The 15990-nt window shown below is 71.2% G+C and carries 10 protein-coding genes; 8 read left to right on the top strand and 2 right to left on the bottom strand.

What is annotated here, in order from left to right; genetic code table 11:
• Window positions 1-40: 40 nt before the first annotated feature.
• Window positions 41-1591 carry a PucR family transcriptional regulator gene (locus BT341_RS12900; RefSeq protein WP_072476522.1) on the top strand — a complete coding sequence of 517 codons (1551 nt, stop codon included), beginning with the start codon at window positions 41-43 and terminating at the stop codon, window positions 1589-1591.
• A gap of 153 nt (window positions 1592-1744) precedes the next feature.
• Window positions 1745-2656 (top strand): zinc metalloprotease, encoded by a 912-nt coding sequence (locus BT341_RS12895; protein ID WP_072476521.1) that lies wholly within the window; start codon window positions 1745-1747, stop codon window positions 2654-2656.
• 62 nt (window positions 2657-2718) lie between these two features.
• On the opposite strand, the gene BT341_RS12890 is transcribed toward BT341_RS12895, so the two are convergent.
• Window positions 2719-3654, bottom strand: a complete 936-nt coding sequence (locus BT341_RS12890; RefSeq protein WP_072476520.1) for a zinc-binding dehydrogenase — start codon at window positions 3652-3654, stop codon at window positions 2719-2721.
• Between the two features lie 158 nt (window positions 3655-3812).
• On the opposite strand from BT341_RS12890, the gene ald reads away from it, so the two are divergent.
• The 5 genes from ald (at window position 3813) to BT341_RS12865 (ending at window position 11724) form a co-directional block, all read left to right on the top strand.
• Complete coding sequence (ald, locus tag BT341_RS12885; RefSeq protein WP_072476519.1) at window positions 3813-4928, top strand: alanine dehydrogenase; 1116 nt, start codon at window positions 3813-3815, stop codon at window positions 4926-4928.
• Between the two features lie 486 nt (window positions 4929-5414).
• Window positions 5415-6467 carry an ABC transporter ATP-binding protein gene (locus tag BT341_RS12880; protein WP_072476518.1) on the top strand — a complete coding sequence of 351 codons (1053 nt, stop codon included), beginning with the start codon at window positions 5415-5417 and terminating at the stop codon, window positions 6465-6467.
• The gene (locus BT341_RS12875; RefSeq protein ID WP_072476517.1) at window positions 6467-7348 is read left to right on the top strand and encodes an ABC transporter permease subunit; all 882 of its coding nucleotides are present in this window, start codon (window positions 6467-6469) and stop codon (window positions 7346-7348) included. The genes BT341_RS12880 and BT341_RS12875 overlap by 1 nt, the downstream gene beginning before the upstream one ends.
• Window positions 7349-7444: 96 nt before the next feature.
• Window positions 7445-11194, top strand: coding sequence for an ABC transporter ATP-binding protein (locus tag BT341_RS12870; protein WP_072476516.1), 3750 nt, complete (start codon window positions 7445-7447; stop codon window positions 11192-11194).
• Between the two features lie 50 nt (window positions 11195-11244).
• Entirely contained in the window at window positions 11245-11724 is a 480-nt protein-coding gene (locus BT341_RS12865) for a DUF4291 family protein (RefSeq protein ID WP_072476515.1), read from the top strand.
• Here BT341_RS12865 and BT341_RS12860 read toward each other — a convergent pair.
• Window positions 11721-11993, bottom strand: coding sequence for a hypothetical protein (locus tag BT341_RS12860; RefSeq protein ID WP_072476514.1), 273 nt, complete (start codon window positions 11991-11993; stop codon window positions 11721-11723). The two genes, BT341_RS12865 and BT341_RS12860, sit on opposite strands and share 4 nt — an antisense overlap.
• A gap of 258 nt (window positions 11994-12251) precedes the next feature.
• On the opposite strand from BT341_RS12860, the gene BT341_RS12855 reads away from it, so the two are divergent.
• A complete protein-coding gene (locus tag BT341_RS12855; RefSeq protein WP_072476513.1) occupies window positions 12252-15959 on the top strand; it encodes a multifunctional oxoglutarate decarboxylase/oxoglutarate dehydrogenase thiamine pyrophosphate-binding subunit/dihydrolipoyllysine-residue succinyltransferase subunit in 3708 nt (1235 codons plus the stop codon).
• Window positions 15960-15990 lie beyond the last annotated feature (31 nt).

Here is a 15990-nt window from a genome sequence, read left to right as displayed (position 1 = left end):
CTGCCGGGCGGGCCACCGCTTCCTCGGCGAGAATGACCGGGTGGTCTCGGTGCGCAGCGTGGTCGACCGGGTGGGGCCGACGCTGCTCCACGCGCTCCAGGTGCCCGAGGACTCCCCCGCGGTCGCCGACGTCGTGATCGCCGAGCCCGGCGGCGCCGTCGCGGCCGGCGACCTCGTGCTCGGCGTCGCCACGACCGGGCCCGAGGACGCGGCCCGGCTGGTCAAGCAGAGTGCCGAGCAGGGCGCCGCCGCCGTGCTGCTGAAGCCGCCGCTCGCCGCGAAGCCCGCCGTGAAGCGGGCCGCGAAGGCCAGCGGGATCGCGCTCGTCCAGGTGCACGCCGCGACGTCGTGGGCTCAGCTCGTGTGGCTGCTGCGCACCGTCCTCGACGCCTTCGCCGACGAGTCCGAGGACCTCGACCCCGGCTCCGGGGACCTGTTCCGGCTCGCCGACGCCGTCGCGGCCGTGGTCGACGCGCCGGTGACGATCGAGGACACCAACTCGCGCGTGCTCGCCTACTCCGCGCGCCAGGACCTCACCGACCCCGCGCGGGTGGCCACGATCATGGGCCGCCGGATCCCGGACGACGTCCTCGCGCGGTTCCGCTCGCGCGGGGTGTTCCGCGAGCTGTCGCGCGGGCGGCAGACGATCTTCGTCCCCGCCCAGCGCGACGGCACGCTGCCGCGGCTGATCGTGCCGATCCGGATGGGCGGCGAGCTGCTCGGGTCGATGTGGGCCGTGGTCGCCGGGCCGGTGTCCGACGAGCGCGCCGCCGCCTTCGCCGACGCCGCCCCGGTCGTCGCGCTGCACCTGCTGCGGCGCCGCGCGCACACCGACGCGCAGCGCCGCGCGTCGGCCGAGCTGCTGCGCGCGGTGCTCGAAGGCCGGGCGAACCCGCGGAAGGCGATGGCCGAGCTCGACCTGTCGGACGAGCCGCACCGGGTGGTCGTCATCGAGGTCACCGGCGGCGACGGCCGCGACGCCGAAGGCCTGCGGCTCGCCCTGCTCGAACGGATTTCGCAGGGCATCGGGCGCCGCCCGGTGACGACCGAGCTGGCCGGCCTGCTCTACGCGGTCGTGCCGGACCGGCCGGGTCCCGGCGGCTGGGCCGAGCTGCGGCAGGCGCTGGCCGCGCAGCCCGCGTCGCGGCGCGGCGGCGCCCCGCGGGCGGCGGCCGGCGCGCCCGGCGAGATCGGCGACCTCTCGGCGTCGCGGCTGCAGGCCGACGAAGCGCTCGGCCTGCTGCGCGCCGAGCTCGTCGCCGAGCGCGTGATCGCCTTCGACGAAGCCTGGACGGCGCTGACGCTGCACCGCGGCGCGACGGCGGCGGCCGCGGCGAAGGTCGCGGAGCTCGGCCCGCTCGGTGCGCTGCGCGCCCACGACGAGTCGGGCAAGGCCGGGTACGTCGAGACGCTCTACGAGTGGCTGCGGCACCCCGGCGACCCGCGCGCGGCGGCGCGCGAGCTGCGGATCCACCCCAACACGCTGCGGTACCGGATGCGCAAGCTCCTCGAGCTGGTGCCGCTGGACCTCGACGACCCCGACGTCCGGCTGGCGCTGCTCACCCAGCTGGTCGCGCTGCGCTGGAGCTGACTGCGCCGTTCGGGTTAGTTAACGTTAATTCACTCGGTCTACGCCGAACGGTCGAATTGTCCTTTCCCGCCGAAAGATGGTGGATTCGGCGGTTCGGGTGCCGCATTTTCTCTTCACCACCCGCGGTGGCCGGGTCGTCGCAGAGGAGTGTCCATGAGCAGGTTCCGCAGGGCCGTCAAACTGGGTGCGGTGTCCGCGCTCTCCGTAGCCGCGCTGGTCGTCCCGGGTAGCGCGACCGGCAGCGCCGTGGCGGCGCCGTCCGCCGACTGCTTCACCCCCACCCACAGCGCGGACCGCAGCAAGGACGGCCACGCCGACAGCGTCTCGCCGGCCGAGGCGGCACGCGTCGAGGCGGACATGCAGAGCAAGCTCGCCGGCAAGCGCACGGCGCTGACCGGCAGGGCCGCGGCGGCGGTGTCGATCCCGGTGTACTTCCACGTGATCACCAGCGGCTCGACCGGCAACCTGCCGGCGTCGACGATCAGCAAGCAGATCTCGGTGCTGAACAGCGCGTACGCGTCCAGCGGCTTCAGCTTCACGCTGGTGAGCACGGACTACACGAACAACTCCACCTGGTACAACGGCATCACCGACGGCACGTCGGCCGAGCGCAACATGAAGAACGCGTTGCGCAAGGGCGGCAAGAACGCGCTCAACGTCTACACCGCCAACCTCGGCGACAGCCTGCTCGGCTGGGCGACGTTCCCGTGGAACTACAACTCGCAGCCGAAGATGGACGGCGTGGTGGTCCTCGACGAGTCCCTCCCGGGCCGCTCGGCGACGAACTACAACGAGGGCGACACGGCCACCCACGAGGTCGGCCACTGGATGGGCCTCTACCACACGTTCCAGGGCGGCTGCTCCGGTTCGGGCGACTACGTGTCGGACACCCCGGCCGAGGCGACGGCGACGTCGGGCTGCCCGGCGAACAAGGACACCTGCACGTCGACGGGCAAGGACCCGGTGCACAACTTCATGGACTACAGCTACGACAGCTGCATGTACGAGTTCACCGCGGGCCAGGCCACGCGGATGAACAGCTCTTGGACGGCCTACCGCGCCTGACCCCACGGCCGCGCGTGCCCCGTTCAGGGACCCAGTGTCCGTGAACGGGGCACGCACGGCTTTCAGACGATCAGCAGGGTCTTGCCGACCGTGGTGCGGGACTCGATGGCCGCGTGCGCGTCCGCGGCCTTCTCCAACGGGTACCGCTGGCCGATCACCGGAACCAGGCGGCCCGCCGCACCTTCCGCCAGCGCGGACTCCGTGAACGCCCGCATGTCCGCCGGGCTCCCGAGCGACCGCACGAGCGTGACGCCGCGCGCGGCAGCGTCCTCTTCGGACACTTCCGCCCACGAACCGCCGGCCAGCCCGTACACCGCCATCCGGCCGCCCGGGCGCAGCAGCCCGAACGCCGCCGTGCCGATCTCCCCGCCCACGCCGTCGAAGACGACGTCCACCTCGCCCACCGACGACGTCCAGTCCGGCGCCAGGTAGTCGACGACGGTGTCGGCCCCCGGCACGCGCGCCAGCTTCGCCTGCCCGCCCACCGCGCCGACCACCGAAGCGCCCGCGGCCTTCGCCAGCTGCACCAGCAGGCTGCCCACGCCGCCGGCCGCCGCTTCGACCAGGACGCGCTCGCCGGGCCGGACCCGCGTCGCGCGGATCAGGCCCGTCGCCGTCCGGCCGTCGGCGAGCAGCGCCACCGCCGCGTCGAGGCCGAGCCCGTCGGGCACCGGGAACACGGCCGCCGCGTCCACCGCGACGCGCTCGGCGTACCCGCCGGAGCCGCCGGTCGACGTCACCACCCGCTGCCCGGCCAGCCCCGTGTCGACGCCGTCGCCGACCGCGCTGATCACGCCGCCGACGCCGTTGCCGGGGATCAGCGGCGGCTCCGCCCGGAACGGCCCCGGCCGTCCCGCCCGGAACTGCGTCTCGACGAACGTGATGTTCGCGAACGCCACCTCGACCAGTACCTGCCCGGGCCCCGGGACCGGGTCCGGCGCGTCTCCCGGGACCAGCACCTCGGGCCCGCCGAACTCTCGCAACCACACCGCACGCATGTCCCACACGCTGCAACCTCCAGTCCGGTCGAGGTCAACAGCTTGTTCGCCCGGCACCATGATTGCGGCAGAGAAATGTCCGCACAGCACGATGACACCGCCGTCCGGGTGGTTCACGGTGAGTGGCACCACCGCCAGACCGACCCAGGAGGCCGACCGTGCGCATCGCTGTTCCCCGTGAGATCAAGAGGCACGAATACCGGGTCGCGCTGACCCCGGCGGGGGTCCACGAGCTGGTCGGGCGCGGGCATGACGTCTTCGTCGAGACGGGTGCCGGCGTCGGTTCGTCGATCAGCGACGAGGAGTACGTCGCCGCGGGCGCGAAGGTGCTCGCGACCGCCGACGAGACGTGGGCGGAGGGCGAGCTGGTGCTGAAGGTGAAGGAACCGATCGCCGAGGAGTACCCGCGACTGCGGCGGGACCAGGTGCTGTTCACCTACCTGCACATCGCCGCGGACCGGCCGCTGACCGACGCGTTGCTGGCTGCCGGCACGACCGCGATCGCGTACGAGACGGTGCAGACCGCGAACGGCGCGTTGCCGCTGCTGGCGCCGATGTCGGAGGTGGCGGGCCGGCTGGCGCCGCAGGTCGGCGCGTTCTCGCTGATGAAGCCGAGTGGCGGGCGCGGGGTGTTGCCGGGCGGGATTCCGGGTGTGCACCCGGCGCGGGTCGTGGTGATCGGCGGTGGGGTGGCGGGCCTGAACGCCGCTCGGGTCGCGTTGGGACTGGGTTCGGACGTGGAGATCCTGGACACGAACGTGGACCGGTTGCGGCAGATCGACCAGGAGTACGGGGGCCGGATCCGCACGGTGACGTCGAACCGGCTGTCGGTGGAGGAGTCGGTGCTGCAGGCGGACCTGGTGATCGGCGCGGTGCTGGTGCCGGGCGCGAAGGCGCCGAAGCTGGTGTCGAACGAGCTGGTGTCGCGGATGAAGCCGGGCAGTGTGCTGGTGGACATCGCGATCGACCAGGGCGGCTGTTTCGCGGACTCGCGCCCGACAACGCACGACGACCCGACGTACAAGGTGCACGAGTCGGTGTTCTACTGCGTGGCGAACATGCCGGGAGCGGTCCCGCGCACGTCGACCTACGGCCTGACGAACGTGACGCTGCCGTACGCGGTGCAGCTGGCGGACCACGGCTGGAAGAAGGCACTGCAGGCGGACGCAGCACTGGCCAAGGGCCTGAACACCCACGACGGAGCCCTGACGAACGCCCCGGTGGCAACGGCCCACAACCTGGACCACACGCCCTTGGACAAAGTCCTGGCGTGACAAGAACGAAGCGGGCCCCTGCACCAGCAGGGGCCCGTTTCGTGCAACAACGACGCCGACCAGCGACGCGACCACGCTGGGACCGGCGGATGACGCACCGTGGGGGTCCGGGGGGCTCGGCCCCCCGGGCAACACGAATGAGCTGGGCGATGGGCGAAGCCCGAAGCAGAAGCGAAAGGGCGACCCGCTCAACCAGCCTGGGGGTCACTGGGAGCGGGTCGCCGGTTCCTAGCTTAGAGGGCCGCGCGGGAGTTTGCTCCACCGGGTCGGGAAGTCGAACGAATTCTTTATCAACATGATCTGACGGACGGGCGGGGCACGGTCGTGAACTCCGAGGTCAGCGGGGTTTGGTGAGCACGGAGGGCCACCGGGGGTGGTAGCGGAACGTGACGAAGGTCGCTCTTCGCGGGTTGGGGCGTTCCGTGCGCGCGGGTGGCGCGGGTAGGGCAGGATGACGCCGCATCAGCGGGAACGTTAGGGGACGGTATGCACGACGGCAGTGGCCGGATTGTGGTGCAGAACCTGAGCAAGCAGTTCGGTGCGGTGAACGCCGTGCAGAACCTCAGTTTCACGGTGGAGCCGGGTTCGGTGACCGGTTTTCTGGGGCCGAACGGTGCCGGGAAGACGACGACGTTGCGGATGCTGCTGGGGTTGGTGACGCCGACTTCGGGGATCGCGACGATCAACGGGCGGCCGCACTCGCAGCTGGGGAATCCGGCGCGGGTGGTGGGCTCGGTGCTGGAGAACGAGGGGTTCCATCCGAGCCGGACGGCGCGCAACCACCTGCGGGTGTACGCGGCGGCGATCGGGGTGCCGGACCGGCGGGCGGACGAGGTGCTGGGCCTGGTGGGGCTGGGCAGTGCCGCGGACCGGAAGGCGGGCGGGTTCTCGCTCGGCATGCGGCAGCGGCTGGCGCTGGCGACGGCGTTGCTCGGTGATCCGCAGGTGCTGGTGCTGGACGAGCCGACGAACGGTCTCGACCCCGAGGGCATTCTGTGGCTGCGGAACTTCCTGCGCTCGTACGCGCGGGAGCAGGGCCGGACGGTGCTGGTGTCGAGCCATCTGCTGAACGAGGTCGAGCAGCTGATCGACCAGGTGGTGATCATCAGCCAGGGTGTGACGCGGTACTTCGGCCCGCTGGAGCAGTTGCGCCGGAGCCAGCAGTCGCGGGTGCTGGTGCAGCCGGCGGATCCGTCGGCGCTGGTGAAGGCGTTGCAGGAGAACGGCATCACCGGGGTTTCGCCGACGCCGGACGGCCGGGTCGCGGTCGCCGGGTCGAGTGTGCAGCAGATCGGCGACATCGCCGCGAAGGCGGGGATCGCGGTCTACGGGATGCAGGAGGAGCACGCGGATCTGGAGCGGATGTTCTTCCAGCTGACGCAGGGCCAGTACGCCGGTGGCCAGCCCGGGTACCCGCCGCAGCCGCAGTACCAGGGGCCGCCGCCGGGGTATCCGCCGCAGCAGCACTACCAGCAGGGCCCGCCGCCGGGTCCGCAGCAGCAACAGCAGCAGCAGTACTGGGGAGGTCCGCAGCAGTGATGGGCAACCTGATCAAGGCGGAGTTCCGCAAGACGCTGTCGCTGAACACGTGGTGGGTGCTGCTGATCCCGCTGGTGCTGGTGGCGTTCTGGCTGACGTTCGTGTGGGGCAAGATCACCAACGACTTCGCCGATTTCATCGGTTCGAGTGATGCGCGCGAGGTCGCGGGCGCGGTCGGGCTGGACGCGAGCAAGCTGCCGGTGGGGCTGCTGGCGTTCGCGCACGGCGTGAACATCGCGCAGCTGGTGCCGGCGTTGTTCGGGGTGTTCGCGCTGGCCGGTGAGTACCGCAGCAAGACGATCACGACGACGTTCCTCACCGCCCCGAACCGGATCTCGGCGTTGACCGCGAAGATGCTCACCTACGTGGCGTGGGGCGCGATCTACGGCCTGGTGAGCTTCGGTGTTTCGGCGGTCGCGGTGATGGCGTCGGTCGACTCGGGCCGGTGGCCGAGCGCGGGCCAGTGGCTGGCCGCGCTGGGCGGGACGATCCTGGCTTCGGTGCTGGTGACGCTGTTCGGCATCGGGTTCGGCGCGGTGCTGCGCAGTGTGCCGCTGGCGGTGGTGCTGCTGCTGGTGTGGTTCCTGATCGTGGAGAACGTCCTGGTGATCGCGCTGTGGGGGCCGGCCGACATCCTGGGCGGGATCCTGCCGAACGGCACCGCGAACGGGATCGTCGGCGGGATCGCGGCGGACGCGTTCGGGATCAACTCCCTCAACCTGCCCGGCGGTGTCGACCACTGGTCGGCGCTGGGCCTGCAGCTCGCGGCGGGCGCGCCGGGCGTCATCTCGTGGTGGGCGTCGGCGTTGATCTTCTTCGCGTGGACCATGCTGTTCTTCGGCCTGGGCTGGGCGGGCAACCAGAAGCGCGACATCACCTAGGTTCACCTGTTCGTGGAGGTCGTCTCGGAGACTCCGCGGCGGCCTTCACGGCTTTCCGGGAAATATTCTGTCGGTGGTGGCGCTTAGTGTTGGAACGTGACCATCGCTCCGCCCCGCTCCCGTCAAGAGCTCCCACGCGCTGAGACACCCGTCGGCTGGGTCCGCCGGTTGTCGGCCGCGGCGTGGGAGCACCGCGCGCTCGTCGTGCTGTCGCTGCTGGCCGCCGTGTTCAGCGTCGGCGTACAGGCCGCCAGCCCGTTGCTGGTGCGCTCGGCGGTCGACGACGCGGTGGGGGGGCGGACGGCGGCGCTGGGCGGGATCGCCGCCTTCCTGGTCGCGTTGCAGCTGGTCGCGTTCGGCACCGCGTTCCTGCGCCGGTACCTGGGCGGGAAGCTGGCCCTCGACGTGCAGCACGACCTGCGGCAGCGGGTCTTCAACGCGGTGTCGCGGCTGGACGGCGGCAAGCAGGACGCGCTGCGCACCGGCCAGGTCGTCTCCCGCGCGATCTCGGACCTGCAGCTGGTCACCGGGATCCTGATGCAGGTGCCGCTGTCGTTCGGCTCGGTGATCTTCGCGCTGCTGTCGTTCGCGGCGATGCTGTGGATGTCGCCGGTGCTGACGCTGATCGCGCTGGTCGTCACGCCCGCGGTCGGCATCATCGTGGCGCGCAGCCGCAAGCGCCTGTTCCCGGCGACGTGGTCGGCGCAGCAGCGCGCGGCGGACGTGGCGCAGCAGGTCGAGGAGACCGTCACCGGCGTCCGGGTGGTCAAGGGCTTCGGGCAGGAGTCGCGGGAGGTCTCGAAGCTCGAGCGGACCGCGCGCAGGCTGTTCGGGGAGCGGCTTCGCGCGGCGAAGCTGTCCGCGGTGCCGACGGCGACGACCGCGGCCCTGCCCGCCGCCGGCCAGGTCGCCGTGCTCGGCATCGGCGGTGTCCTGGCGCTGAACGGCTCGATCAGCCTCGGCACCTTCCTCGCGTTCGCGACCTACCTGGCGACGCTGATCGGGCCGGCCCGGATGCTGTCCGGCCTGGTCGTGCAAGCGCAGCTGACCCGCGCCGGCGCCGAGCGCGTGTACGAGCTGATCGACGCGCAGCCCGAGGTCGTCGACTCCCCCGGCGCGCGGCCGCTGCCTCCGGGGCCGCTCGGCGTGGAGCTGGCGGAGGTCCGCTTCGGCTACACGCGCACCGAGCCGGTCCTGGACGGGCTGTCGGTGACCGCGAACCCGGGCGAGACCCTCGCACTGGTCGGCACCGCCGGGTCCGGGAAGTCGACGATCTCCCTGCTGCTGCCCCGGTTCTACGACGTGCACGCGGGCGCGGTCCGGGTCGGCGGCCTCGACGTGCGTGACGTCCCGCTGCGGCAGCTGCGGCAGGCGATCGGCGTGGTGTTCGAGGAGGCGTTCCTGTTCTCCTCCTCGATCCGGGACAACCTCGCGTACGGCCGCCCGGACGCGAGCGACGAGGAGATCGTCGCGGCCGCCCGCGCGGCGGAGGCCGACGAGTTCATCCGCGCCCTGCCGGAGGGCTACGACACGCTGGTCGGCGAGCGCGGGCTGACCCTCTCCGGCGGTCAGCGGCAGCGGCTCGGCCTGGCCAGGGCGCTGATCACCGACCCGCGGATCCTGATCCTCGACGACGCGACCTCGGCCATCGACACCGTCACCGAGGCGGCGATCCACGAGACCCTGCGCTCGGTGACCGCGAGCCGCACGACCCTGCTGATCGCGCACCGGCGCTCGACGCTGGCGCTCGCCGACCGGATCGCGGTGCTCGACGAGGGCCGCGTCGTCGACGTCGGCACCGAGGCCGAGCTGATGGCGCGGTGCCCGCTGTTCCGCGAGCTGGTCGCGGGCCCGGGTGACGACGTCGAAGAGAAGCACCGCTGCGAAGGCCTCGACCGCGGCCAGGACGGCGTCACGCCGGCGCTGTGGCCGCGCGACGAAAGCCGGGACGAGGTCGACGAACTGGCCGACGCCGCCCGCCGCCGCAGCGGTGACGTGAACAGCAGCGGGTTCGTCGGCGGGGGCGGCGGCCTCGACGTGCCGCCGACCCCGGAGCTGATCGAAGGCGTGCGCAAGCTGCCCGCGGCGACGGACGAACCGCGGCTGCCCGATGTGGACGTGACCGCGCCGGACCCCGGCTTCCGGCTGGCCCGGCTGCTGCGGCCGGTGCGCTGGCCGCTGGCCGTGGTGATCGGGCTGGTGGCGGCCGACGCGCTGGCGTCGATCGCGCTGCCGGCGCTGTACCAGTTCGGCGTCGACCACGGCGTCCGGCCGGGTGTCGAGTGGCTGATCTGGCTGGCCGCCGGGATCGGCGCCGCGGTGATCGCGGCCGACTGGCTGGTCGTGTTCGCGCAGACCCGGCTGACTTCGCGGGTGGGCGAGACGGTGCTGTACTCGTTGCGCGTCCGCAGCTACGCGCACCTGCAGCGGCTCGGGCTCGACTACTACGAGCGGGAGCTGTCCGGGAAGATCATGACCCGGATGACGACGGACGTCGACGCGCTCTCGACGTTCCTGCAGACCGGCCTGGCCACCGCGGTCGTCAGCGCGCTGACGCTGGCGGGGATCACGGCCGCGCTGCTGGTCACCGACGCCGGGCTGGCGCTGTACGCGCTGGCGATGGTGCCGGTGCTGGCGGTGGCCACGGTGATCTTCCGGCGGGCGGCGTCGAAGGCGTACAACGAGGCCCGCGAGCGGGTCAGCGTCGTCAACGCGGACATGCAGGAGAACGTCAGCGGGCTGCGGGTCGCCCAGGCGTACACGCGCGAAGACCGCTCCGCGGAGGCGTTCGCGTCGCGCAGCGACGAGTACCGCCGCTCGCGGCTGCGCGCACAGCGGTATGTCGCGACGTACTTCCCGCTGGTGGCGTTGCTGTCCGACCTGGCGACGACGACGGTGCTGGTGGCGGGCGCGAACCGCGTCTCGGCGGGCACGCTGTCGGCCGGCGTGCTGCTGGCGTTCCTGCTGTACCTGCAGCAGTTCTTCTCACCGATCCAGCAGCTGTCGTCGGTGTTCGACGGCTACCAGCAGGCCCGCGTCGGCCTCAACCGGATCGGCGACCTGCTGCGGACGCCGACGTCGGTGCCGGCGGCGGAGCACCCGGTGGCGGTGCCGGCGCGGCTGCGCGGCGAGGTGTCGTTCAAGGAGGTCGACTTCTCCTACACCGGCGCCGAGGCGAAGGCGCTGGAGCAGTTCTCGCTCGACGTCGCGGCCGGGGAGACCGTCGCGCTGGTCGGCGCGACCGGGGCCGGCAAGTCGACGGCGGTGAAGCTGGTGGCCCGCTACTACGACGCTACCGGCGGCGAGGTCCGCATCGACGGCACGGACGTGCGCGAGTACGAGCTGGCCGGGCTGCGGCGCCGGATGGGCGTGGTGCCGCAGGAGGCGCACCTGTTCTCGGGCACGGTCGCGGACAACGTCCGCTACGGGCGTCCGTCGGCGTCCGACGCGGAGGTCGAGGCGGCGGTCCGGGCGGTGGGCGCGCTGGACGGCGTCGCGGCCCTGCCGGCGGGCTTCCTGCAGCCGGTGGGTGAGCGCGGCCGGTCGCTGTCGGCCGGGCAGCGGCAGCTGGTGGCGCTGGCCCGCGCGGAGCTGGTGGACCCGGACGTCCTGCTGCTGGACGAGGCGACGGCGGCCCTCGACCCGTCGACGGAAGCAGCGGTCCTGCGCGCGACGGAGACGGTGGCCCGCCGCCGCACGACGTTCGTGGTCGCCCACCGATTGGCGACGGCGGCGAAGGCGGACCGCATCGTGGTCCTCGACCACGGCCGGATCGCGGAGACCGGGACCCACGAGGAGCTGTTGGCCGCCGACGGCCACTACGCCCGGCTGTGGGCTCTGGGCTGACCACCGAAAGTCCGTGGCCGGGCGGCCGGGGCGCTGGGAGCATTCCGGGCATGTTCGAAGAGAAGCGGGTCCCCGACCGGCAGGTCCGGGCGGCGCAAACCGAGACGACCGTCCGGGTCTACCAGGCCTGCTCGCCCGCGGTCGCCGACGCCGCGCTCGAGCAGCAGGCCTTCGGCAGCCGGGACGAAACGGTGTGGATCACGCCGTCGTTCCGCCTAGCGGCCTACGCGAGCGGCAACGGGAGCAAACCCGGCCACGAACGCGTCCTGGCGGTCGACCTCACCCGCGACGGCTTCGAGCGAGCGCTCAAGCAGCGTGCCGAGTGGGTCCCGGAGCGAGATCTCGACCACACGGCGCTGAACTTCCAGGCGATCCGGCTCGGCAGCGAGCTGCTCGGCGAATGGATCACCGCCATCACCGACGTCACCCCGGTCATCCGGGACATCGCCGGGCTCCTGGCCACCGACCAGCTCCATCTGGCGGTCAAACTCGTGCCGTACGAGCCGCCATACGAGCTTCCTGCCGGCTAGGGCAGCGCCCGCCACTTCAGCGATCCCAGCCCCGCCGCCTCGACGTCGGACCGCGACGCCCACCGGACGGTCCCCGGCCGGACGTGCACGCCGGCGCCGACCAGCCAGTCCGGCTCGTCGGGCTCGACCCACTCCATCTCTTCGAAGTCGGCCAGTGTCGGCCACACCGCGAAGCACGAGTCGCACCGCAGCACGACCGCGCCCGACTCGGTGACCAGCGGCCGTACCAGGCCCTGGTCCCAGAAGGAAGGACATTCGACCAGCCACATCCTCCCAGGGGACCGCGCCGCGGTGAACGCCCGGCGGCCCGTCGGCGAACCGGGAGGCAAGAGCCCGCGAACCCTGTACCGGGTCCAGCGCTTAAGGTTCCCTTAGCACATCTTGATCGAGTCAGTGACCGATCCCCTAGTGCGCCACGCCTCACACAGGCCGGTTCCATCACAACGGCGTCACCGAGGGGGTTAGCCTGGTAGGCGCATCAGCGGATTCATGATCGAGATCGAGACGGATAGAGGCGAGCCCAAGCCGTGTCCAGCAGCAGCCCTGCGTCACAGTTCGGCCCCAACGAGTGGCTGGTCGAAGAGATGTACGACCAGTTCCTCGCCGACCCTTCCTCAGTCGATGCCGCATGGCACGACTTCTTCGCGGACTTCAAGCCGACGCAGAACGCGCAGGCCAAGGCGGACAACGCCCGGCAGCAGGCCGAAGCCAAGCCGGCCACGAACGGCCAGGCGGCCCAGCCCTCGGCCAAGGCCGTCCAGAACGCGGAGTCGGCGGCCAAGCAGTCGGCCCCGGCCGCGAAGCCGGAGCCGAAGCCGGCCGCCAAGCCGGAGCCGAAGCCCGCGCCGAAGCCGGCGGCCAAGGCCGAGCCGAAGGCCGAAGCGAAGAAGGAAGAGCCGGAGTCGAAGCAGCTGCGCGGCGCCGCGGCGGCCATCGCCAAGAACATGGACGCCTCGCTGAGCGTCCCCACCGCGACGAGCGTGCGCGCGGTCCCGGCCAAGCTGATGGCCGACAACCGCATCGTCATCAACAACCACCTCAAGCGCACCCGCGGCGGCAAGATCTCCTTCACGCACCTCATCGGCTACGCCATGGTGCGGGCGCTGAAGGACTTCCCGAACATGAACCGGCACTACCAGCTGATCGACGGGAAGCCGTTCGCGGTCACGCCGGAGCACGTCAACTTCGGGCTCGCGATCGACATGAAGGGCAAGGACGGCTCGCGCAACCTCGTCGTCGCCTCGATCAAGGGCGTCGAGGACATGACGTTCCTGCAGTTCTGGCAGGCGTACGAGGACATCGTCAAGAAGGCCCGCAACAACAAGCTCACCGCCGACGACTTCTCCGGCACCACGATCTCGCTGACCAACCCGGGCGGCATCGGCACCAACCACTCGGTGCCGCGGCTGCAGGCCGGCCAGGGCGCCATCATCGGCGTCGGCGCCATGCAGTACCCGGCCGCGTTCGAGGGCACCAGCGAGAAAACCCTGGTCGACCTCGGCATCAGCAAGATCATGACGCTGACCTCGACCTACGACCACCGCATCATCCAGGGTGCGGAGTCGGGCGAGTTCCTCAAGCGCATCCACGAGCTGCTGCTCGGCGAAGACGGCTTCTACGACGACGTCTTCACCAGCCTGCGCCTGCCGTACGAGCCGATCCGCTGGGTCGCCGACATCCCCGAGGGCCCGGTCGACAAGACCGCCCGCGTCATCGAGCTGATCGACGCGTTCCGGATGCGCGGCCACCTGATGGCCGACACGGACCCGCTGAACTACCGCCAGCGCAGCCACGCCGACCTGGACGTGCTGTCCCACGGCCTGACGCTCTGGGACCTCGACCGCGAGTTCCCGGTCGGCGGCTTCGCCGGCCAGGAGCGGATGAAGCTGCGCGACATCCTGGGCGTGCTGCGCAACTCCTACTGCCGCACGGTCGGCATCGAGTACACGCACATCCTCGACCCCGAGGAGCGGCGCTGGATCCAGGAGCGCGTCGAGATCCCGCACGAGAAGCCGGACCCCGCGGTCCAGAAGTACGTGCTCTCGAAGCTGAACGCCGCCGAAGCGTTCGAGACGTTCCTGCAGACCAAGTACGTCGGCCAGAAGCGGTTCTCGCTGGAGGGCGGCGAGACGGCGATCCCGCTGCTCGACACGATCCTCGACAAGGCCGCCGAGCACGAGCTGGACGAGGTCGTCATCGGCATGCCGCACCGCGGCCGCCTCAACGTGCTGGCCAACATCGTCGGCAAGCCGATCAGCCAGATCTTCCAGGAGTTCGAGGGCAACCTCGACCCGGGCCAGGCGCACGGCTCCGGCGACGTGAAGTACCACCTCGGCGCCGAGGGCAAGTACTTCCGCATGTTCGGCGACGGCGAGACGAAGGTGTCGCTGACCGCGAATCCGTCCCACCTGGAGACGGTCGACCCGGTGCTCGAGGGCATCGTCCGCGCGAAGCAGGACATCCTCGACAAGGGCGGCGAGGGCTACACCGTCCTGCCGGTCCTGATGCACGGCGACGCGGCCTTCGCGGGCCAGGGCGTCGTGGCCGAGACGCTGAACCTGGCGCTGCTGCGCGGGTACCGCACCGGCGGCACCGTGCACGTCATCGTCAACAACCAGGTCGGCTTCACGACCGCGCCGGAGCACTCGCGTTCGTCGCAGTACGCCACCGACGTCGCGAAGATGATCGGCTCGCCGATCTTCCACGTCAACGGCGACGACCCGGAGGCCGCGCACTGGGTGGCCAAGCTGGCCGTCGACTACCGGCAGGCGTTCCACAAGGACGTCGTCATCGACCTCATCTGCTACCGCCGCCGCGGCCACAACGAGGGCGACGACCCGTCGATGACGCAGCCGGCGATGTACGACATCATCGACACGAAGCGCTCGGTCCGGAAGACCTACACCGAGTCGCTGATCGGCCGTGGCGACATCTCCGTCGAAGAGGCCGAGGCCGCGCTGCGCGACTTCTCGAGCCAGCTGGAGCACGTCTTCAACGAGGTCCGCGAGCTGGAGAAGCACCCGGCGAAGGCCAGCCCCTCCGTCGAGGAGGAGCAGCAGGTGCCGGCGAAGGTGAAGACGTCGGTCGACCGCGAGGTCATCGAGCGCATCGGCGACGCGTTCGTGAACATCCCCGAGGGCTTCACCCCGCACCCGCGCGTCAAGCCGGTCATGGAGCGGCGGCACAAGATGTCGCGCGAAGGCGACATCGACTGGGCGTTCGGCGAGCTGCTCGCCTTCGGGTCGCTGGCGATGGAAGGCCGTCTCGTGCGGCTGTCCGGCCAGGACTCGCGACGCGGCACGTTCACCCAGCGGCACTCGGTGTTCATCGACCGCAAGACCGGCCAGGAGTACGCGCCGCTGCAGAACCTGGCCGACGGCCAGGGCCGCGTGATGATCTACGACTCGGCGCTGTCGGAGTACGCGGCCGTCGGCTTCGAGTACGGCTACTCGGTGGCGAACTCCGAGGCGCTGGTGATGTGGGAAGCGCAGTTCGGTGACTTCGTCAACGGCGCGCAGACCGTCATCGACGAGTACATCTCTTCGGGTGAAGCCAAGTGGGGCCAGCGCTCGGACGTCGTGCTGCTGCTGCCGCACGGCCACGAGGGCCAGGGCCCGGACCACACGTCCGGCCGCATCGAGCGGTTCCTCTCGCTGTGCGCGGAGGGCTCGATGACAGTGGCGGTCCCGTCGACCCCGGCGAACTACTTCCACCTGCTGCGCCGCCACGCCCTCGACGGCATCCAGCGTCCGCTGATCGTCTTCACGCCGAAGTCGATGCTGCGCAACAAGGCCGCGACGTCGCCGGTCGAGGACTTCACCGGCGAGAGCCGCTTCATGTCCGTCATCGACGACACGACGCCGGACCCGTCGAAGATCCGCAAGGTGCTGCTGACCTCCGGGAAGCTGTACTGGGAGCTGGTCGCGGAGCGGACGAAGCGCGAGGCGCACGACGTCGCGATCGTGCGGATCGAGCAGTACTACCCGCTGCCGAAGAAGAAGCTGGTGGCGGCGCTGGAGCGGTACACGAACGCGCAGCAGGTGACCTGGGTCCAGGAGGAGCCGGAGAACCAGGGCGCGTGGCCGTTCTTCGGGCTCAACCTGCCGCGGAAGTTCCCGGAGCTGCTCTCGGGCCTGCAGGTCGTGTCGCGGCGCCCGATGGCCGCGCCGTCGGCCGGCTCGTCGAAGGTGCACGAGGTGGAGCAGAAGGCGCTGATCGCGAAGGCGTTCGACTGATCGCTTGACCACGGCGAAGGCCTCCTCCCGG

This window comes from Amycolatopsis australiensis (genome assembly GCF_900119165.1).
GTDB classification, from domain to species: domain Bacteria; phylum Actinomycetota; class Actinomycetes; order Mycobacteriales; family Pseudonocardiaceae; genus Amycolatopsis; species Amycolatopsis australiensis.
Note: the sequence above shows the minus strand (reverse complement) of the source record. Positions and strands in the feature narration are given on the sequence as shown.

Excerpts from the sequence above, each read along its gene's own strand:
- BT341_RS12865 (WP_072476515.1), top strand. The coding sequence starts at position 11,245 with ATGTTCGAAGAGAAGCGGGTCCCCGACCGGCAGGTCCGGGCGGCGCAA.
- BT341_RS12895 (WP_072476521.1), top strand. The coding sequence starts at position 1,745 with ATGAGCAGGTTCCGCAGGGCCGTCAAACTGGGTGCGGTGTCCGCGCTC.
- BT341_RS12875 (WP_072476517.1), top strand. The coding sequence starts at position 6,467 with ATGGGCAACCTGATCAAGGCGGAGTTCCGCAAGACGCTGTCGCTGAAC.
- BT341_RS12880 (WP_072476518.1), top strand. The coding sequence starts at position 5,415 with ATGCACGACGGCAGTGGCCGGATTGTGGTGCAGAACCTGAGCAAGCAG.
- BT341_RS12890 (WP_072476520.1), bottom strand. The coding sequence starts at position 3,654 with ATGCGTGCGGTGTGGTTGCGAGAGTTCGGCGGGCCCGAGGTGCTGGTC.
- BT341_RS12860 (WP_072476514.1), bottom strand. The coding sequence starts at position 11,993 with ATGTGGCTGGTCGAATGTCCTTCCTTCTGGGACCAGGGCCTGGTACGG.